General features: G+C 75.4%; 8 protein-coding genes (1 of these 8 running past the window's edge). 2 read left to right on the forward strand and 6 right to left on the reverse strand.

Going from position 1 to position 20,647, the window contains the following annotated elements:
• Positions 1 to 8,624, forward strand: the 3' end of a protein-coding gene (locus tag ACZ4W5_RS19155) for an SDR family NAD(P)-dependent oxidoreductase (protein ID WP_465655689.1). Its footprint begins 21,772 nt before the window's first position; the window shows 8,624 of its 30,396 coding nt (coding positions 21,773-30,396); its start codon lies off the left edge, out of view; it ends in the stop codon at positions 8,622 to 8,624.
• 276 nt (positions 8,625 to 8,900) lie between these two features.
• The gene (locus ACZ4W5_RS19160) at positions 8,901 to 9,770 is read left to right on the forward strand and encodes a N5-glutamine methyltransferase family protein (protein WP_465655691.1); all 870 of its coding nucleotides are present in this window, start codon (positions 8,901 to 8,903) and stop codon (positions 9,768 to 9,770) included.
• Positions 9,771 to 10,136: 366 nt separating this feature from the next.
• Here the strand turns inward: ACZ4W5_RS19160 and ACZ4W5_RS19165 are convergent, their stop codons facing one another.
• From ACZ4W5_RS19165 to ACZ4W5_RS19190, 6 genes are all read right to left on the reverse strand, one after another.
• Positions 10,137 to 10,985: an ABC transporter permease gene (locus ACZ4W5_RS19165; protein ID WP_465655693.1), complete on the reverse strand. Its 849-nt coding sequence runs from the start codon at positions 10,983 to 10,985 to the stop codon at positions 10,137 to 10,139.
• The gene (locus ACZ4W5_RS19170) at positions 10,982 to 12,049 is read right to left on the reverse strand and encodes an ATP-binding cassette domain-containing protein (RefSeq protein ID WP_465655694.1); all 1,068 of its coding nucleotides are present in this window, start codon (positions 12,047 to 12,049) and stop codon (positions 10,982 to 10,984) included. The genes ACZ4W5_RS19165 and ACZ4W5_RS19170 overlap by 4 nt, the downstream gene beginning before the upstream one ends.
• Positions 12,050 to 12,167: 118 nt before the next feature.
• The gene (locus tag ACZ4W5_RS19175; RefSeq protein ID WP_465655695.1) at positions 12,168 to 17,270 is read right to left on the reverse strand and encodes a type I polyketide synthase; all 5,103 of its coding nucleotides are present in this window, start codon (positions 17,268 to 17,270) and stop codon (positions 12,168 to 12,170) included.
• Between the two features lie 175 nt (positions 17,271 to 17,445).
• Complete coding sequence (gene pabB / locus ACZ4W5_RS19180; protein WP_465655696.1) at positions 17,446 to 19,596, reverse strand: aminodeoxychorismate synthase component I; 2,151 nt, start codon at positions 19,594 to 19,596, stop codon at positions 17,446 to 17,448.
• 29 nt (positions 19,597 to 19,625) lie between these two features.
• Positions 19,626 to 20,384, reverse strand: coding sequence for a thioesterase II family protein (locus tag ACZ4W5_RS19185; RefSeq protein WP_402489867.1), 759 nt, complete (start codon positions 20,382 to 20,384; stop codon positions 19,626 to 19,628).
• Positions 20,385 to 20,424: 40 nt separating this feature from the next.
• Positions 20,425 to 20,619 (reverse strand): ferredoxin, encoded by a 195-nt coding sequence (locus tag ACZ4W5_RS19190; protein WP_465655697.1) that lies wholly within the window; start codon positions 20,617 to 20,619, stop codon positions 20,425 to 20,427.
• Between the last annotated feature and the right edge of the window lie 28 nt (positions 20,620 to 20,647).

A 20,647-nucleotide genomic window follows, 5' to 3' on the forward strand; every position in this document is an offset into this window, starting at 1 on the left:
TGGGGATGGGACGGGAGTTGTACGCCCGGTTCCCGGCGTTCGCCCGGGCTTTCGACGAGGTGTGCGCGGAACTGGACCCGGCCCTGCGCGAGGTGGTGTGGGGTTCGGACGCGGAGCTGCTGAACCGGACCGCGTACGCTCAGGCCGCACTGTTCGCGGTGGAGGTGGCACTGTACCGGCTCGTCGAATCGCTGGGCGTCCGGGCCGAGTTCCTGGCCGGGCATTCGATCGGTGAGGTGGCCGCGGCGCACGTCGCGGGGGTGTTCGACCTGGCCGACGCCTGCACGCTGGTGAACGCTCGTGGCCGGCTGATGCAGGCCCTGCCTGGGGGCGGCGCGATGCTCGCCGTCCAGGCGACGGAGGGCGAGGTCCTGCCGCTGCTGGGCGAGCAGGTGTCGATCGCCGCGATCAACGGTCCGCGCTCGATCGTCGTCTCGGGAGCCGAGGACGCCGTCACGGCGATCGAGGCGCACTTCGCCGATCGGCGCACGACGCGCCTGCGGGTCTCCCACGCCTTCCACTCGCCGCTGATGGACCCGATGCTGGCGGACTTCCGTTCCGTACTCGACGGCCTGAGCTACCACGCGCCGTCGATCCCGCTGGTCTCCAACCTGACCGGCGCGCCGGCGGAAGGGATCCAGGGGCCCGAGTACTGGGTCCGTCACGTCCGCGAGGCCGTCCGCTTCGCCGACGGCGTCCGAACGCTGGAAGCCGCCGGCGTCCGCCGCTTCCTCGAACTCGGCCCCGACGCCGTCCTCACCGCGCTCGCCGTGAGCGCGCTGCCCGACAGCGAGGCCGAGGCCGTTCCGGCGCTGCGCCGCGGCCGCGCCGAGGAACGGACCGTCGTCGAGGCACTCGCCCGCCTGCACGTGCTCGGCGTCCCGGTGGACTGGTCCGCCTTCCACGCCGGCGCGGGCGGCCGCCGGATCGACCTGCCGACGTACGCCTTCCAGCACCGCCGCTTCTGGACCGACACCCCGGCGCCCTTCCCGACGGCCGAGTCCGCCGGGCTCCGCAACGCCGACCACCCGCTGCTCAGCGGTTCGCTCGAACTGGCGGGCACCGAGGGGTTGGTGTTCACCGGCAGGCTGTCGGCCCGCTCGCACGGGTGGCTGGCGGACCACGTCGTCCTGGGCTCGGTCCTGGTGCCGGGCACGGCGCTGGTGGAACTGGCCGTGCGCGCCGGGGACGAGGTCGGCTGCGACCTGGTCGAGGAGCTGACCATGGCTGCGCCGCTGGTCCTGCCCGAGGACGGCGCCGTCCGGATCCAGGTGCGTCTGGCCGAGCCGGACGACGCCGGACGCCGTGCGATCGGCATCCACTCCACGGCGGACACCGGCCCGGAGCCGGTCTGGACCCTGCACGCGAGCGGCGTGCTGGGCTCGGGCGCGGCACCGGCGGAGTTCGACGCCTCGGTGTGGCCGCCGGCCGGTGCCGAGGAGGTCGACGCGGCCGGGCTGTACGAGGGCCTGGCGGAGGCCGGGTTCGGGTACGGCCCGGCGTTCCAGGGGGTGCGGGCAGCCTGGCGGCGCGGAGAGGAGCTCTTCGCGGAGGTCGCCCTGCCGGAGGGCACCGACGGCAGCGGCTTCGGCCTGCACCCGGCGCTGTTCGATGCCTGCCTTCACGCCTTCGCCCTGGTGGGCTCCGGCGGGGGCGGCGGCGTGCCGTTCGTGTGGGAGGACGTCGTGCTGCACGCCTCCGGCGCGTCGTCGGTGCGGGTGCGGCTGACGCGGTCGGCCTCGGGCGCGCTCGCGGTGGCCGTGGCCGACACCGACGGCAGGCCGGTGGCCTCGGTCGGCGCACTGACGGTGCGTCCGATCGCGGCCGAGCAGCTCGCGACCGGTACGAAGACGGGCCGGGACGCGTTGTTCCGGGTGGACTGGGTGCCGGTGAAGGTGTCCGCCGCGCCGGAGTTCGTGGTGGTCGGGTCGTTGGCGGAGGTGCCGGAGGCCGTTCCGCCGGTGGTGGTGGTCGAGACGGTCGCGGACGAGGTGCACGCGGGGACGGCCCGGGTGTTGGAGCTGGTGCAGGGTTGGCTGGCGGAGGAGCGTTTCGCCGGGTCGCGGCTGGTGTTCGTGTCCCGCGGTGTGGTGGCGGGTGAGGACCTGCCGGGTGCTGCGGTGTGGGGTCTGGTGCGGTCGGCGATGTCGGAGGAGCCGGGCCGGTTCGGTCTGGTGGATCTGGCGGGCTCGGAGGAGCTGCCGTCGGAGGTCCTGGGCCTGGACGAGCCGCAGTTGCTCGTCCGGGACGGTGAGGTCCTCGCGGCGCGCCTTGCCCGGATGGAGACGCCGGTCGAACCGGTGGCGTGGCCGGCCGAGGGCACGGTTCTGATCACCGGTGGCACGGGCGGCCTCGGCCGGCTCGTGGCCCGGCACCTGGTGGCCGAGCACGGGGTGCGCGATCTGCTGCTGGTGAGCCGCCGTGGTGCGGATGCCGAGGGCGTCGACGCGCTGCTGGCGGAGCTCGGGGCCGGGGCGAAGGTCGAGGCGTGCGATGTCGCCGACCCGGCGGCGGTGGCGGACCTGTTCGCCCGGCACGGGATCCGTGCGGTCGTCCACACGGCCGGCGTGCTCGACGACGGCGTGATCGGGTCCCTGACCGCCGAGCGCGTTTCGGCTGTCCTGCGCCCGAAGGCGGACGCGGCGTGGAACCTCCACATGGCCGCCGGGAACGTCGCGGCCTTCGTCCTGTTCTCCTCCGTCGCCGGTACGTTCGGCAGCGCGGGGCAGGCCGCCTACGCGGCGGGCAACGCCTACCTGGACGCCCTGGCCGTCCACCGCCGCTCGCAAGGTCTCCCCGCCGTCTCCCTCGCCTGGGGGCCGTGGTCGGACGTGGCCGGCATGACCGGCACCCTCACCACCGCCGAGCGCGAGCGGATGACCCGCGCCGGCGTGCCTCCGCTCGACCCGGAGCGCGGACTGGCCCTGTTCGACGCGGTCGCCACCGGCGCCGAGCCGGCCGTCCTGCCCGCCCGGCTCGACCTGCCCGCCCTGCGCGACCGGGGCGACGTCCCCGCCCTCCTGCGCGGCCTGATCAGGACCCCCGCCCGCCGGGCGGCCGCGACTCCCGCAGCGGTCGACCTGACCCGGCGGCTGTCGGGCCTGGGCGGTGACGCGCGGCACGAGGCCGTCCTGGACCTGGTGCGCGACCAGATCGCGCTCGTGCTCGGCCACGGGGAGCGCTCGACGGTGGAGCCGTCGAAGGCCTTCCAGGACCTCGGCTTCGACTCGCTGACGGCGGTCGAGCTGCGTAACCGGCTGCGGACCGTGACCGGTCTCCAGCTCCCGGCCACCGTCGTCTTCGACTACCCGACCGCCCGCGCGCTCGCCGGGTTCCTGCTGGAGGGCCTGTTCGGCGCCGCCGAGACGACGGACCTCGCGCCGGCGGTCCCGTCCCTCCCGTCCGACGACCCGATCGTGCTGATCGGGATGGCCTGCCGCTACCCCGGCGGCGTGGCGTCGCCGGAGGACCTGTGGCGGCTGCTGGCCGACGGGGTGGACGCGGTTTCGGAGTTCCCGGCCGACCGCGGCTGGGACGTCGAGGCCCTCTACGACCCGGACCCGGACCACAGCGGCACGTCCTACACCCGCACGGGCGGGTTCCTGCGGGAGGCGGCGGCGTTCGACGCGGCGTTCTTCGGGATGAGCCCGCGCGAGGCCCTCGCGACCGACGCGCAGCAGCGCTTGCTGCTGGAAACCTCCTGGGAGGCCTTCGAGCGGGCCGGCATCGACCCGACGACGCTGCGCGGCAGCCGGACGGGCGTCTTCGCGGGCGTCATGTACGCCGACTACGCGAACCTGCTCGGCGGCGGTGAGTTCGAGGGCCACCAGGGCAGCGGCAGCGCCGGCAGCGTGGCGTCCGGCCGGGTGTCCTACACCCTCGGCCTCGAAGGCCCGGCGGTCACGGTCGACACGGCCTGCTCGTCGTCCCTCGTCGCGATGCACCTGGCGGCGCAGGCCCTGCGCAGCGGTGAGTGCACGCTGGCGCTGGCCGGTGGTGTCACGGTGATGTCCACTCCGGCGACCTTCGTCGAGTTCTCCCGCCAGCGCGGCCTCGCCGCCGACGGCCGCAGCAAGGCCTTCGCCGAGGCGGCGGACGGCGTCGGCTGGGGCGAGGGCGTCGGCATGGTGGTGCTGGAGCGCCTGTCGGACGCCCGCCGCAACGGGCACACCGTCCTCGCGGTCCTGCGGGGGAGCGCGGTGAACCAGGACGGCGCGTCGAACGGGCTCACCGCGCCGAACGGGCCTTCGCAGCAGCGGGTGATCCGCCAGGCTCTCGCGAGCGCCGGGCTGTCCTGTGCCGAGGTCGACGCCGTCGAGGCGCACGGCACCGGGACGACGCTGGGTGACCCGATCGAGGCACAGGCGCTCCTCGCCACGTACGGCCAGGACCGCGAATTGCCCCTGCTGTTGGGCTCGATCAAGTCGAACATCGGCCACTCCCAGGCGGCGGCCGGCGTCGCGGGCGTGATCAAGATGGTGCTGGCGATGCAGCACGGCGTGCTGCCGCAGTCCCTGCACATCGACCAGCCCTCCACCCACGTCGACTGGACGGTCGGCGCCGTCGAACTGCTCACCGAGCGCACGGACTGGCCGGCCACCGGCCACCCGCGCCGCGCGGGTGTCTCCTCCTTCGGGATCAGCGGCACCAACGCGCACGTCATCCTGGAGCTGCCCGAATCGGCGGAGGCGGAGCACGAGTCCGCACCCGGCCTGGTGCCCTGGGTGGTGTCCGCCAAGTCGGAGGCGGCGCTCGACGCGCAGCTCGCCCGGCTCACGTATGCCGGTGAACTGCCCTCCGCCGACGTGGCGTTCACCCTGGCCGGGCGGTCGGCGCTGCCGCACCGCACGGTGCTCGTGGACGGCGTGGAGCTGGCCCGGGGCGCGGCGGCCGACGGCAGGACGGCGTTCCTGTTCTCGGGGCAGGGGTCGCAACGGCTGGGGATGGGGCGGGAGTTGTATGCCCGGTTCCCGGTGTTCGCGTCGGCTTTCGATGCGGTGTGTGCGGAGCTGGATCCCGCTCTGCGGGAGGTGGTGTGGGGTGACGATGCGGAGCTGCTGAACCGGACGGAGTTCGCCCAGGCGGGGTTGTTCGCGGTCGAGGTGGCGTTGTTCCGGTTGGTCGAATCGTTGGGTGTGGTGCCGGAGTTCGTGGCGGGGCACTCGATCGGTGAGGTGGCGGCGGCACATGTGGCAGGGGTGTTCTCGCTGGCGGACGCGTGCGCGCTGGTGCGTGCGCGGGGTCGTTTGATGCAGGCGCTGCCGGAGGGTGGTGCGATGCTGGCCGTGCGGGCAGCGGAGGACGAAGTCCTGCCGTTGCTGGGCGAGTTGGTGTCGATCGCCGCTGTCAACGGCCCGACGTCCGTGGTCGTTTCGGGTGCCGAGGACGCCGTCGCGGCGATCGAGGCGCACTTCGCCGACCGCCGGACGACCCGCCTTCGCGTCTCCCACGCCTTCCATTCGCCGCTGATGGACCCGATGCTGGCGGACTTCCGCGAGGTCCTCGACGGGCTGACCTACCACGCGCCGTCGATCCCGTTGGTCTCCAACCTCACCGGCGCCTTGGACGGGGACGTCACGACCCCCGACTACTGGGTGCGTCACGTCCGCGAGGCCGTCCGCTTCGCCGACGGCGTCCGTACGCTCCACGAGGCCGGCGTCCGCCGCTACCTCGAACTCGGCCCCGACACCGTCCTCACCACCCTCGCCGCGAGCGTGTTGCCCGAGGACGCCGACACCGTGGCCGCCCCGGCGCTCCGTAAGGACCGCTCCGAGGAGGCGAGCCTCCTCCAGGCCCTCGCGGGCCTCCACGTCCACGGCGCGAAGGTCGACTGGCGGGCCCTGCTCGGCGGCGCCGGCCGGCACCTCGCCGCACTGCCGACCTACCCGTTCGAGCACCGGGACTACTGGCCGAGCGGCCTGCCCGCCGGCCGCGGCGCCGAGTCCGCCGGGCTCAGGAATGCCGAACACCCGCTGCTCACCGGCTCATTGGAACTGGCCGACAGTGATGGCCTCCTGTTCACCGGCCGCCTGTCGGCGCGATCCCACCCGTGGGCGGCGGATCACGTCGTCCTGGGTTCGGTCCTGGTGCCGGGCACGGCGCTGGTCGAGCTGGCGGTGCGCGCGGGAGACGAGGTCGGCTGCGACGTCGTCGAGGAGCTGACACTGGCCGCGCCGCTGGTCCTCCCGGGGACGGGCACCGTCCAGCTCCAGGTCGTCGTCGGCACGCCGGACGACGCGGGCCGCCGGCCCGTGAGCGTGCACTCCCGGACCGGCGCGGGCGGCCCCCACCCGTGGACGCTGCACGCCAGCGGCGTGCTCGGCACCGGCGCGACGCCGACGGCCTTCGACGCCTCGGCATGGCCGCCGGCCGACGCCGAGCAGGTCGACCTGACCGGCCTCTACGACGGCCTGGCGGAGGCCGGGTTCGGGTACGGCCCGGCGTTCCGGGGCCTCCGCGCGGTCTGGCGGCGCGGCGACGAGCTCTTCGCCGACGTCGCCCTTCCCGAGGGTGTCGAGGGCGGCGCCTACGGTCTGCACCCGGCCCTGTTCGACGCCTGTCTGCACACGCTCGCCGTGGGCGGCGGGCTCGGTGAGGGCGGTGCCGGGGTGCCGTTCGCGTGGGAGGACGTCGCGCTGCACGCCTCCGGCGCGTCGGCCCTGCGGATCCGGCTGGCGCCGTCGGCGTCCGGCGGGCTGGCGCTCGCCGCGGCCGACCCGGAGGGCCGGCCGGTCGCCTCGGTGGGCTCGCTCAGCGTTCGGCCGATCGCCGCCGAGCAGCTCGGCGCGGCCGCGCGCCCGGCGGGCCACGACGCGCTGTTCCGCCTCGACTGGGTGCCGGTGCAGGTTCCCGCCGACGCGGACGCGGCGGTCGTCTCCGTCGAGCCGACCGCGCAGGCGCTGGCCTCGCTCGCCGCGAGGTCCGACGTGCCGCCGGTGGTGGTGGCCGAACTCCCCGTCGGTGGGGTCGATTCGGTGCACGCCACGGTGGCCTCCGTCCTGGAGCTGGTTCAGGCTTGGCTCGCGGAGGACGCGTTCGCGGCCTCGCGGCTCGTGTTCCTCACACGGGGTGCGGTGTCCGGCGACGACCTTGCCGGTGCGGCGGCCTGGGGCCTCGTCCGCTCGGCGGCCTCGGAGGAGCCCGGCCGGTTCGGGCTGCTCGACCTGGCCACCGCCGCGACGCAGTTCCGGACCGACGCGGTCACCGTCGACGAGCCGCAACTGCTGCTGCGGGACGACGAGTTGTTCGCCGCCCGGCTCGTGCGCCAGGAGCTAGCGGCCGAGGCCCCGAGCTGGCCCACCGAGGGCGCGGTGCTGATCACCGGCGGTACCGGCGGCCTGGGCCGCCTGGTGGCCCGGCACCTCGCCGCCGAGCACGGCGTGCCCAGCTTGCTGCTGGTCAGCCGCAGCGGCGCCGCCGCCGACGGCGTGGCCGAGCTGGTCGCCGAACTGGCCGACCTCGGCGCCGAGACGGCCGTCGAAGCCTGCGACGTCGCCGACGAGGCCGCCGTCACCGGGCTGTTCGCCCGCCACGACATCCGCGCGGTGGTGCACACCGCGGGCGTCCTGGACGACGGGACGATCGGTTCGCTCACGCCCGAGCGCATCGGTGCCGTCCTGCGTCCGAAGGCGGACGCGGCGTGGAACCTCCATCGGGCAGCGGAACGCGTCGAGGCCTTCGTCCTGTTCTCCTCGGCGGCCGGCACGCTCGGCAACCCCGGCCAGGGCAACTACGCGGCGGCCAACGCCTTCCTGGACGCCCTGGCGGTCCACCGCCGCTCGCTCGGCCTCCCGGCCGTCTCCCTGGCGTGGGGGCCGTGGACCGGCAGCAGCGGCATGACCGGCACCCTCACCGAGGCGGAGGCCGAACGACTGGCCCGGGCCGGAATGCCGCCGCTGACGCCGGAACTGGGCCTCGCCCTGTTCGACGCGACCACGGCCGGCCCGGCACCCGCCGTCCTGCCGCTCCGCCTCGACCCGGCCGCCCTGGTCCGGCGCGGTGACGTCCCCCCGCTCCTGCGGGGCCTGGTGCGTGTGCCGGTCCGGCGCGGCTCGGCCGCGGGAGCGGACGGCGGGGCGGCCGGCGGCGCCGCGTTCGTGCGCCGATTGTCCGAACTGCCGGGCGGCGAACGGCGCGAGGCGCTGCTGGAGGCGGTCCGCCGTCAGGTCGCCGCGGTCCTCGGCCACACCGACGCCTCCGGGGTGGACCCGCAGCGGGCCTTCCAGGACCTCGGCCTCGACTCCCTCACAGCGGTCGAACTGCGCAACCGGCTGGGAGCGCTGGTGGCCCTGCGGCTACCGGCCACCCTGGTCTTCGACCACCCGACGGTGGCGGAACTGACCGACCACCTCTTCGACCGCCTGGGCCTCCGGCCCGCGGCGACGGAGGGCCCGGCCGCACTGCTGGCCGAACTCGACCGGCTGGAGCTGGCGTTCGGCACGGCGGAGGCGGGCGTCCCGGACGACGACCTGTTCGCCCAGGTCACCGCCCGCCTGGAGGTCCTGCGGACCAAGTGGCTCGCCTCCAGGGCCGCCGACTCCGAGGCCGAGGCCTTCGACTTCGCGTCGGCGTCGGACGACGAGATGTTCGACCTCCTGGACAACGAGCTGGGGCTGTCCGACTGACCCGCCCGTCCCGACGTCGCGGGGGCCCGGATCCCGGGCTCCCGCGACGCTGCGCGCTCGTACGCCCAGCTGTTCGCCATCAACGTCCGCGGGCCTGCCGCGCGTCTGCCGGCAGGCCCGATCCGTCGACAACGAACCACCGGAGCGTCCAACCATCCTCGCGGACGCCATCCTCGCGGACGAGAGTTCTGGGCTCTTGACTAGCCGCCGCGGCCGTACCGTCGGCGGTGGTGTGCGGCGGCTAGGCGCCGCGCCGTGGGGCCGGGGAGGCTACGGATGGGAACGACGATGCTCGGGAACCTGATCGACGAGGCCGTGCTGACACTCGAGAGCACCGTGCGGGCCGGCGCACGGCGGGAGGTGGAGGAGCTGGCCGCGCGCGTGCTCGGTGTGGAGCCGAGCGGGCTGGATCCTCGGCAGGAGCTCGACGCGAGAGAGGTACGGCGCTTGGGGGACCTCGTCGGCAGGAGAGCCGAGGGCGTGCCGCTCGGCCACCTGACCGGGCGCGCCGTGTTCGGCGGCCTCGACCTCCTCGTCGGGCCGGGCGTGTTCGTGCCGCGGGTGCACAGCGAGCTCGTGCTGGCGGCCGGTCTGGAGGCCCTCGTCGATAGGCAGGCGCCGACGGTGGTCGACCTGTGCGCCGGCTCGGGCGCGATCGGCCTGGCCCTCGCGCACGCCCGGCCGGACGCCCGGGTACACGCCGTCGAGTTCGACCCGATCGCCGCGGACTTCGCCCGCCGCAATGCGGCCCGGCGCGCGGCCCTGGGGGACACGGTGATCACCGTCCACGAGGGCCCGGCGGCCCGGGCGGGCACCCTCACCGGGCTGACCGCCGAGGTCGACCTGGTGCTCGCGAACCCGCCCTTCATGCCGGACGCGGCCGACGTGCCGGACGAGTTCGGCCGCTACCAGCCCCGCCAGGCCGTCTTCGGCGGCGTGGACGGCCTGCGGGTCGTGCGCCAGGTGGTGGAGGCGGCGGCCGGGATGCTGCGGCCGGGCGGCGCCCTGGTGGTCGAGCACGGCCACCTGCACGGGGCGACGGTGCCGGCGCTGCTGCGGGAGTGCGGGCGTTTCGCCGAGGTGGTGTGCCGTCCCGACCAGGACGGCTGGCCCCTGTACTCGTCGGCCGTCCGCACCACCACCTGAGGACGCCGACCGCCGGACTCGCTGATCGGCACGGGGCGGAGGTGGTGGCACACCGGCTGGACGCGTCGGCGGTCCGGGGCCGGGCCGCCGGCGCGCGGCCGGTGCCGGAGGAGGCCCAGGTGGCGGTCGTGGTGGCGGTCGTGGTGGCGGTGCGATCGCGTCCGTGCGGTCGGGTCCCCGCATCGACTCGCCGCGCTGGAGGTCGGAACAGCGGTCTTCGGGCCTGGTGACCCGATCGTCCGACGCGCGGGCCTTCGCCCTGCGGGAAGCGGCCGCCGCGACCACGTCGGGAGGACAGGGCAGACAGGTGCGGTGCGCAGGAGGTCGGTCATCCCGATGTCCCGCGCACCGCACCGGCCGCGGAGCTCAGCGCGGAGCGATCGGCCTGCGGAAGCCCGTGGCCGCCAGCCACGCGCCGATGGCCGCGACGGCCGTGCCGAGCAGCAGGGCGGGCACGGCCGTTCCCGTGCCCGGGAGGCCCAGGGCGAGGGCTCGGGTCGAGTCGATGGCGTACGTCAGGGGGTTGACGTGGGCGACTGCGGCCAGCCAGTCGGGGAGGTCGGCGGTCGGGACGTAGGCGCTGGAGGCGAACATCAGGGGGAGGACGGCGATGATCGCCAGGTTCTGGATCGGTTCGGCACGGCGCAGCCAGGCGGCCGCCGCGATGAAGAGCCAGCCGAGGGCCCAGCTCATGAACAGCGTCAGCCCGATCGAGGCGGCGACCGCGCCGGCGCCGCCGCGCGGGTGGTAGCCGAGGACGAGCATGCCGAGCGCCAGGATGATCAGCGCCTGGACGGCGGCGCGCACGAGCGTGGTGAGGCTGCGGGCGACGAGCAGGGAGCTCGGGGCGACGGGCAGGCAGCGCAGGCGGGCGACGATGCCGTTCTGGAGGTCTTCGACGAGGCCGACGCCGGACTGGACGGCGGACTGTACGGCGTTGTCGACGAGGACGGCGGGCAGGACGAAGTCCAGGTAGGTGACGTCCGGCGGGAAGTGCGGTGGAAGTCCCATCCGGCTGAACACCTGGGAGAGCACGACGAGCGTGATGACGGGCTGGAGCAGGCCGAAGAGCAGCACCGCCGGATCGGTGACGAGCGCGCGCAGCGACCGGCCGGTGAGGATGCGGATCTGGGTGGGCCGTGAACTGCCGCGCCAGACGGGCGCGCTGACCGTGGCGGCGCGGGTCGGTCGGTCGGTGTCGAGCGTGGTGGTCACTGCTGGGATCCTTCCGGGCTGTCCGGGCTGTCCGGGCTGTCCGGGTCGGCCAGGTCGTCGAGGCTGTCGAGGCCGGCGGAGCGATGGGCCAGGGCGAGGTAGACGTCGTCCAGGCCGGGTTCGCCGAAGGTGAGCTCGGCGGCCTCGACCCCGACCCCGTCCAGCGCCCGGACGACGGCGGCGATGTCGCGGGTGGCCTCGATCGGGACGACCAGGGCGGCGCCCTCGCGCCCGGCGACCGGGGCGAGCCCGGCACGGCGCAGCGCGTCGGCGGCGCGCTCCAGGTCGTTCCCGGGCGCGCTCCCGCCGGGCCCGTCGAGGACGACGGTGACGGTGCGCCTGCCCACTCGGGACTTGAGCTCGGCCGGAGTGCCGTGGGCGACGACGCTGCCGCCGGAGAGCACGGTGATGGCGTCGGCGAGCCGGTCCGCCTCGTCGAGGTACTGGGTGGTGAGCAGGACGGTGGTGCCCTCGGCGACGAGGCCCTCCACGATCTCCCAGAGACCGAGCCGGCTCACCGGGTCGAGCCCGGTGGTGGGTTCGTCGAGGAACACCACCTCGGGCCGGCCGACCAGGCTCGCGGCCAGGTCGAGGCGCCGGCGCAGGCCGCCGGAGTAGCCACGGGCCGGACGGTCGGCGACGTGCCCGAGGTCGAAGAGGTCGAGGAGTTCGTCGGCGCGGGTGCGGGCGGCGCGGCGCCCGGCGCCCAGCAGGCCGGCGAGCAGGAGGAGGTTGTCGCGGCCGCTGAGCCGTCCGTCGACGGTGGCGTACTGGCCGGTGAGGCCGATCCGGCGGCGGACCTCGGCGGGGCGGCGGAGGACGTCGAACCCGGCCACGCTGGCCCGGCCGGTGGTGGGCGCGAGGGCGGTGGTGAGGACGCCGACGAGGGTGGTCTTGCCGGCGCCGTTGTGGCCGAGCAGGGCGAGGACGCTGCCGCGCGGGACGGCGAGGCTGACCGAGTCGAGCGCGCGGACGTCGCCGAAGGTCATGCCGACGTCGACCGCCTCGATCACGAGGTCGTCGGCGGCCGCGGTGGGCGGTGGCGGTGCGGTGCGGGCGGGCATGATCGGGTCTCCGTAGGGGAATCGGCAGGGCACGCGGGGCTTTCGGGGCACGGGTTCGGTCGACGGAGCCGGTCCGCGGAGTAGGTCCCGGAATAGGTCCCCGAGCGGCTCCGCGGCGTCAGTCCACGGCGTCCATCAGGCGGAAGAGTTCCTCGTCGGTGGCCTCGTCGAGGTCGGGCCCGGGAGCCGGGCGGGCCGGTCCGGCGGTTGTGGCGCAGCGCCGGGCGAGGTCGCGCAGCCGGGCGGCGGTGGCCGGGTCGAGTGCGGTGCCGGCGGCGAGCAGCGCCGCGAGGCGGTCGACCAGGTCGGCGGCGGCGGGTTCGGGAGCGGCGCCCGGGGCGGGCCGGTCTCGGAGGGCCGCGATGGCGCGGACCACGGAGACCGGTGAGGGGTGGTCGAAGACGAGGGTCGCCGGGAGGGGCGTGCCGGTGGCGGTGGCGATGCGTTCGCGCAGTTCGACGGCGTTGACGGAGTTGACGCCGAGGTCGGAGAACGCGTGGGTGGCCTCGAGGTCGTCGGGGCCGCGCCCGAGCACGGCGGCGGTCTCGGCGAGGACGAGTTCGAGGAGCAGGGCGTCGCGCTCCTCGGGGCTCGCCGTGGCGAGCCGGCCGTCGCGCAGCGGTGCGGTGGCGAGGACGGCCGCGGTCGGCGGTGTCGGCGCGGCGGGCGCGAGCCAGTACGTCTGCCGCTGGAACGCGTACGTCGGCAGCGGCACGGGCCGGGCGCCCGGCAGGACGGCCTCCCAGTCCACCGGTACGCCGTGCAGGTGGAGACGTCCGACGGCGACCAGCAGGGCGCGCGCCTCGTCCGTCCGGTCCGCCGAGCCGGTCGTGGTGACGGCGGCCGGCGCGCCGGCGTCCGCGCCGGCCAGGCACTCCCCGAGCACGGGGGCGAGCGCGGAGGCGGGACCGAGTTCGAGGTAGGCGTCGGCGTGCTCGGCTCCCAACCGCGAGACGGCGTCCCGGAAGCGGACCGGCTCCCGGGCCTGCCGCACCCAGTGGCCGGGGTCGCGGGCCTCCTCGGCGGTCAGCGGTCGGCCGGTGACGCCGGAGACCAGCGCCATGGCGGGTGGGGCGAAGGACAACCCCTCCAGCACGTCACGGAATTCCGCCAGCATCGGCTCCAGCAGCGGCGAGTGGAAGGCGTGCGAGACGCGCAGCCGCGCCGTCCGCCGGTCGGCGAAGTGGGCCCCGACCGCCGCCACCGCCTCCTCGGTGCCCGAGACGACGACGGACGAGGGGCCGTTGACGGCCGCCAGCGAGACGAACTCGCCCAGCAGCGGCAGGACTTCGTCCTCCGATGCCCGGACTGCGAGCATCGCGCCACCGGCCGGGAGGGCCTGCATGAGCCGGCCCCGGGCGGCGATCAGGGTGCACGCGTCCGGCAGGGACAGCACCCCGGCGACGTGCGCGGCGGCGATCTCGCCGACCGAGTGCCCGGCCAGCAGGTCGGGGCGTACGCCCCAGGACTCCAACAGCCGGTGGAGGGCGACCTCGTGGGCGAACAGCGCGGGCTGGGCGAACTCCGTTCGATCCAGGAGGTCTGCCGGGTCCTCCCACAGCACGGAACGCAGCGGCCGCTCCAGCAGCGGGTCCAGGAAGCCGCACACCTCGTCCAGGGCCGCTGCGAACTCGGGGAAGGAGGCGGCGAGTTCGCGCCCCATGCCGGGACGCTGGCTGCCCTGCCCGGCGAAGACGAAGGCGAGCCGCCCGCCGCCGTCACGCCGCCCGGTCACCGGGGCGACCGGCGACGGTTCCCCGGCGGCGAAGTGCTCCAGCGCGTCGACGAGTTCGCCGCGTTCGGCGCCGGCCAGCACGGCGCGGTGGGTGTGGACGGCCCGGGTGCCGGCGAGCGCGAGGGCGACGTCGGGCAAGGCGTACGAGGGGTGGGCGGCGAGGTGCTCGGCCAGCCGCCCGGCCTGGGCCCGCAGGGCCGGCTCACCGCGGGCGGACAGCAGCAGCGGCACCGGACGGTCAGCGGTGCAGGGCGGCACCGGACGGTCAGTGGTGCAGGGTGCCGCCGGGCGTGCTGCCGCCACCGGTGCCTCCTCCAGCACCACGTGCGCGTTCGTCCCGCTGATCCCGAACGACGACACCCCCGCCCGCCGCACCCGCCCGTCCTCCCGGTGCCACGGCTGCGCCTGCGTCAGCAGCCGCACGGCGCCGGAGGACCAGTCGACCCGACCGGTCGGCCGGGTGACGTGCAGGGTCCGCGGCAGTAGACCGTGTCGCATCGCCTGCACCGTCTTGATCACCCCGGCCACCCCGGCGGCCGCCTGGGTGTGCCCGATGTTCGACTTGACGGACCCGAGCCACAGCGGCCGGTCCGCCGGGCGCGCGCCGGCGTGGACGGCGAGGAGCGCCTGTGCCTCGATCGGGTCGCCGAGCGAGGTTCCGGTGCCGTGCGCCTCGACGGCGTCGACGTCGCCGGGCACGAGCCCCGCGTCGGCGAGGGCGCGACGGATGACGCGTTGCTGGGCGGGGCCGTTGGGCGCGGTGATGCCGTTCGAGGCGCCGTCCTGGTTGACGGCCGAGCCGCGGACGAGGGCGAGCACCGGGTGCCCGTTGCGGCGCGCGTCGCTCAGCCGCTCCAGCACGAGCAGGCCGGCGCCCTCCGCCCACGCCGCGCCGTCGGCGTCGTCGGAGAAGGACTTGCAGCGACCGTCGGCCGCGAGCCCGCGCAACCGCGAGAACTCGACGAACGACGTCGGCGTGGCCATCACCGCGACGCCGCCGGCCAGCGCGAGCGAGGACTCGCCCGAGCGCAGCGAGCGGCACGCGAGGTGCAGGGCGACGAGCGAGGAGGAGCACGCGGTGTCGACGGCGAGTGCCGGGCCCTCCAGGCCGAAGCAGTAGGAGATCCGCCCGGCCAGCGCGCTGCCGGCGGTGCCGATCCCGAGCAGGCCCTCCAACTCCGCCGGGGCGCCGACGCCGTAGTCGTGGTACATCGCCCCGGTGAAGACGCCGGTGCGGCTGCCCCGCAGCCCGTTCGGGTCGATCCCGGCGTGTTCCAGCGCCTCCCAGGCGGTCTCCAGGAGCAGCCGCTGCTGAGGGTCGGCGGCCAGGGCCTCGCGCGGGGAGAAGCCGAAGAAGGCGGCGTCGAACCGGCCCGCGCCGTCCAGGAACCCGCCCCGGCGGACGTAGGAGGTGCCGGGGTGCTCGGGATCGTCGTCGAAGAGGCCGTCGAGGTCCCAGCCGCGGTCGGCGGGGAACGCGGAGTCGGTGTGGGTGCCGTCGGCGACGAGCGCCCAGAGGTCGTCGGGGGAGGAGACGCCGCCCGGCAGTCGACAGGCCATGCCGACGATGGCGATCGGTTCGTCGGAGGAGGCGTCGTGCGGGTCCTCCTCCCGGTCGGACACCGCGCCCGACAGCAACGCGGCGACGGCCGCGGGAGTCGGGTGGTCGAAGCCGAGACTCACCGGCAGCGCACGGCCGGTCGCCTCCGCCAGCAGGTTGCGCAGCCGGATGGTGCGCACCGAGTCCAGCCCGTACGCGCGGAACGCCGTGCCGACGCCGATCGGCTCGTCCGCCGGGCCGCGGTCCATGACCTCGGCCGCGCACGAGCGCACGAGGTCCAGCGCGTCGCGGTAGTCCATGGCGTGGGAAGCCTGAACGACCGCCGCCCCGGCCACCAGCTCCTCCAGCGACCGCCGGTGCAGCTTCCCGGCCGGGGTGCGCGGGAGGTCGTCGACGGTCACCAGCTCCAGCGGCACCTTGTACTCGGCGACCTCGCGCTCCCGCAGGAAGGCGGTCACCGCGCGCAGGCCGATCGCCGGGTCCGCGGCGCGGGTCAGCACCAGGCACGGGATCTCGCCGAGCCGAGCGTCCGCCCGTCCGACGACGGCGAGCGGGCCGATGCCCGGCATCGCCGCCAGGAGCTCCTGGATTTCGGTCGCGTCGAACTTCCGCCCGCCCACGTTGATCAGCTCGGCCGCGCGTCCGTGGAAGCGCAGCAGGCCGTCCGCCCCGAGGCTCGCCCGGTCGCCCGTGCGCAGCCAGCCGTCCGGCGTGACGGCCGCTGCGGTGAGGTCGGGCTCGCGGTAGTAGCCGCGGAACATGCTCGGACTGCGGTACTGGAGGTCGCCCGGCTCGCCCGTCGGCAGTTCGCGCCCGTCGTCGCCGACGACCCGCACGCGGGCCCCGCTGGTCGGTCGGCCCACGCTGCGCACGGCGGCGCCGGCCGGATCGGTGGTGGAGGTCCGGGTGCCGGTGCCCAGTTCGGACATGCCCCAGACGACGACGAGTTCGCCGCCGAGCACCGCCCGGACGTCGGTCGCCAGCGCGGCGGGGATCGCCGCCCCGGCGGTGCGCACCTCGCACGGCCGGAATCCGGCCGGCTGCCCGCTCCGGGCCAGGGTGGCGACCACGTCGTGGAGTTGGGCCGGGACGGCGAAGACGGCGCTCGGGGCGGTGGCGCGGGCGAGGGCGAGGAAGCGCTCCGGGTCCCAGCCGTTCAGGAGCACCTGGCGGCAGGCCCGGAACAGGGCGGTGTGCAGCGACTGCAGGCCGAACAGGTGGGTGAGCGGGCAGGCCGTCAGGATCGCCTCCGCGAAGGCCGGACCGCCTTCGTCGGCGACGGACGCCGTGTTGGAGAGCAGCCCGTCGTGGCTGTGCAGGCAGATCTTGGGCCGGGCCGAGGTGGTGCCGGAGGACGGGACGAGGACCAGTGGGTCCTCGGGCCGGACGTCCACGGGGTGCGGGGCGTGACCCGCCCACTCGGCGGTGAGGCGCTCCAGCGCGTGCACGCCCCCCGCGGTCGGTGCCTCGTCCCCGGCGACCAGCACCGCCCGGAGGGACGCCACGGTCGCCAGGAGTTCGACCGCCGTGGCCGCCGCCTCAGCCGGGAGGAGCACGGCGACCGGATCCACCCGGGCCAGCAGTGCGCGTACGTCCGCGGCGCCGTGCCCCGCGTGGACGGGCAGCAGGACGGCGCCCGCGGCGGCGACGGCGACGTGTGCCGTCTGGTACTCCCGGCAGTTGGGGAGCTGGACGGCGACGACGTCCCCGGGCGCGACGCCGAGCTCCTGGAGGGCCCGGGCCAGGGCGGCGGCGTCGTCCGCCCACTGGCGCCAGGTCACCTCCCGGTCACCGTCGACCAGGGCGACGGCGTCGGGCGCCCGGCGGACCGCCGCCGCGAACACGGCGGGCAGGGTGTGGCCGCCGAGCGCCCCGGGGGAGCCGGCGGCCGGATCGATCGCGTAGTCATCGCTGTGGACGGGCACCTTCGCTCCTGACGGGGTCGCCGGCCGGCCGCACCGGCCGTGCTCAGCCTGGGTTTCGGGAGGGACCGCGCTCTCCGGGGCGTCGTGCTCCGGGCCCTCCTGGCCGGAGCCCGTCGGCCGGGCGCGCGGCTCCGGGCGCCCGGCCTGGCATGCGGAGGATCCGGAGAGCGGACCCTCAGCTCGGGACGGCGGCCGGGAACGAGCCGGACGGACGGCGCCGACGCATCGCGGCCGCCGGGCTCTCCAGCGGCAGCTCGGCGTCGAGTAGCGCGAGCAGCGGGCGGGCCTTGACCGCCGTCTCCTCGAACTCGCCCTCGGCGTCGGACAGCGCGATGATCGCCCCGCCGACCCCGTAGCGCAGCCGTCCGCCGCTGAGCACGGCGGTGCGGATCACGATGCTCAGGTCGGCCGCGCCGCTGAGCGAGAAGTAGCCGATCGCCCCGGAGTAGATGCCGCGCGGTCCGTTCTCCAGCCGGTCGATGATCTGCATCGTGCGCAGCTTGGGCGTGCCCGTCATCGAGCCGCCGGGGAACGCCGACCGGACGCCGTCGACGGCGCTGCACTCGGGGCGCAGCCGGGCCCGAACGGTGCTGACGAGCTGGTGCACGGTGGCGTACGTCTCGACGTCGAACAGGGGGTCGGCGACGACGGAGCCGGTCCGGGCGCAGCGGCCGAGGTCGTGCCGGACGAGGTCGACGACCATCAGGTTCTCGGCCCGGTCCTTCTCGCTGGTGGCGAGGTCGGCGGCGAGCAGGGCGTCCTCCTCGCCGGTGGCGCCGCGCGGTCGGGTGCCCTTGATGGGCTTCGACTCCATGAGGCCGTCCGGGCCGATCCGCAGGAAGCGCTCCGGGGAGGAGCTGAGCACGGCGAGGTCACCGAAGGAGAGGAAGGCGGCGAACGGGGCGGGGCTGATCCGCCGCAGCGCGCGGTAGGCCTGCCACGGGTCGAGGTCGGCGGGCGCGTCGATCATGTTGGTGAGGCAGACCTCGTAGGTCTCGCCGGCCGTGATCTCGTCCTGGCAGGCGTCGATGAGCTCGAGGTACGCCTCGCGCGGGTGTCGCAGCCGCAGCCGGGCGTCGGCGCCGGGCGGGGTGTGGGCGGGCGGGTCGGTGTGCGGGGCCGGGCCGGTGAGCAGGGCGGCGGTGTCGTCCAGCCAGACGCGGGCGGAGACGTCCCGGCCGTCCTCGGCGAGGGCGAGCAGGTGGGTGGTGCCGGTGTGGTGGTCGAGGACGACGGCTCGGTCGGCGAAGACCATGACGGCGTCCGGGTCGGGCGAGCGGTGGGCGCGTTCGCCGCCGCACTCGGCCTTGAGTTCGTAGCCGAGGCAGCCGACCCAGCCGAGCGCGAAGTCGAACGGCAGCTCGGGCAGGTCGACGTCGACCGTGCGCAGGTCGGCGTCGAGCCAGGTCAGGAACTCGCCCTGGACGACCTGCGTGGTGCCGCCGGCGGTCACCGTGACGGTGCCGCGCTGGACGTCCGCGGTGGCGACGCGGGCGAGCGGCCCGGCGGCGTTGCCCATCACCGAGACCTGCCCGAGGCGGCCGCCGGGCAGGCTGCTGTCGAGCCAGAAGGGATGACCGCCTGCGCGGAACACGTGGTCGAAGACGGTCTCGGCCTCCCAGCCGGTGTCGACCCGGCGGGTCAGGACGGCGAGGCGCCGGGTGGTCGGCCGCCGCGCGGCCCGGGGTGCGGGTACCGGGCGGGGCGAGGTGCGCGGGCGGGGCGCCGTGCCGCGGCGCCGGCGCCCGTGCTGCTCGGTGAGGTGGCGGAAGTTCGACAGCAGCCGCAGGCCGGCCTCGGTGCCGATCGACTCGGGATGGAACTGCACCCCCCACAGGGGGAGTTCCCGGTGGCGCAGGGCCATGACCACGCCGTCGTCGGTGGCCCAGGCGATCGGTTCCAGGGCGGGCGGGAGCGAGGTGACCGCCAGGGAGTGGTAGCGGACCACCTCCAGCGGGTTCGGCAGGTGGTGGAAGAGACCGGTCCCGGTGTGCCGCACGGCCGAGGTGCGCCCGTGCCGGGGTGCGGGCGCCCGGCCCACGGCGGCGCCGTGGGCGAGTGCCAGTCCCTGGTGGCCGAGGCAGACGCCGAGGAGGGGCAGCCGGCCCTCCCGGGCTATGCCGGCACAGTGGCCGAAGTCGGCGGGCCTGTGCGGGGTCCCGGGGCCGGGGGAGAGCACGACGTTGTCGAACGCGTCGAGCAGTTCGGGCCGGAAGGCCGGGTCGTCGTTGCTGATGACCTCCGGCTCTCGGCCGTTGGCCTCGGCGAGGTAGTGGAAGAGGTTGTAGGTGAAGGAGTCGTAGTTGTCGACCAGGAGTGTGCGCATCAGGGGTCCTTGTCCGGGCCGGCGGTCCGTCAGCGGAGCTCGGCGAGTTCGGCGGAGATCTCCCGGAGCACCGCCGTCTGCTGGTCGGCGAGGAAGAAGTGGCCGCCGGGCAGGACCCGGAGGCGGAACGCCCCGTCGGTGTGGGCCTGCCAGGCGCGGGCCTCGGCGACGGTGGTGCGCGGATCGGCGTCGCCGGTGAGCGCGACGACCGGGCAGCCGAGGACGCGGTCGGGCCCGCAGGTGTAGCGCTCGATGGCGCGGTAGTCGGCCCGGATCGCGGGCATCGCCATGCGCAGGACCTCCTCGTCGCCGAGCAACTGGGCGTTGGTGCCGTTGAGCAGCTTGAGCTCGGCGATGACGCCGTCGTCGTCCTGTCGGTGCACCGCCTCCGGGCGGGTGGTGGACGGCGCCCGGCGGCCGGAGGCGATGACCGCACCGGGTGCGTGGGTGCCCTTCCGTTCCAGTCGCCACGCGGTCTCGAACGCGAGGACGGCGCCCATGCTGTGGCCGAAGTACACGGTGGGCCGGTCGTCCAGGGTGAGCAGTTCGTCGGTGATCCGGTCGGCGAGGGTGGCGATGTCCTCGATGCAGGGTTCCCGTCGGCGGTCCTGCCGGCCGGGGTACTGCAGCGCGATCACCTCGGCCTCGGCGGACAGGGCCGCGGAGACGGGGAGGAAGAAGCTCGCGGATCCGCCGGCGTGCGGGAAGCACACCAGGCGTACCGTGCGGCCCTCACCGGGGTGGAAGCGGCGCAGCCACAGGGTGCTCGCCGTGCCGGGGCTGGTCATGGGGGTCGGTCCTCTCTCGGGGCCCCTCGCGGGGCGGGATTCAGTCCCGGTGGACGGTGATGGCGCCGGACGGGCAGAGCGTGGCGGCGGTGACGACCGCGTCGCGGTCCTCGACGGCCACGGCGGGCTCGCGCAGTTCGACCACGCCGTCGTCGTCCTGGTCGAACACGGCCGGGGCGTTGAGCACGCACTGGCCCGCGCCGACGCAGCGGTCGGTGTCGACGGTGATGCGCATGAACGGTTCTCCTGAAGCGGATCGGTGG

The sequence above is a fragment of the Kitasatospora sp. NPDC029367 genome (assembly GCF_055569135.1).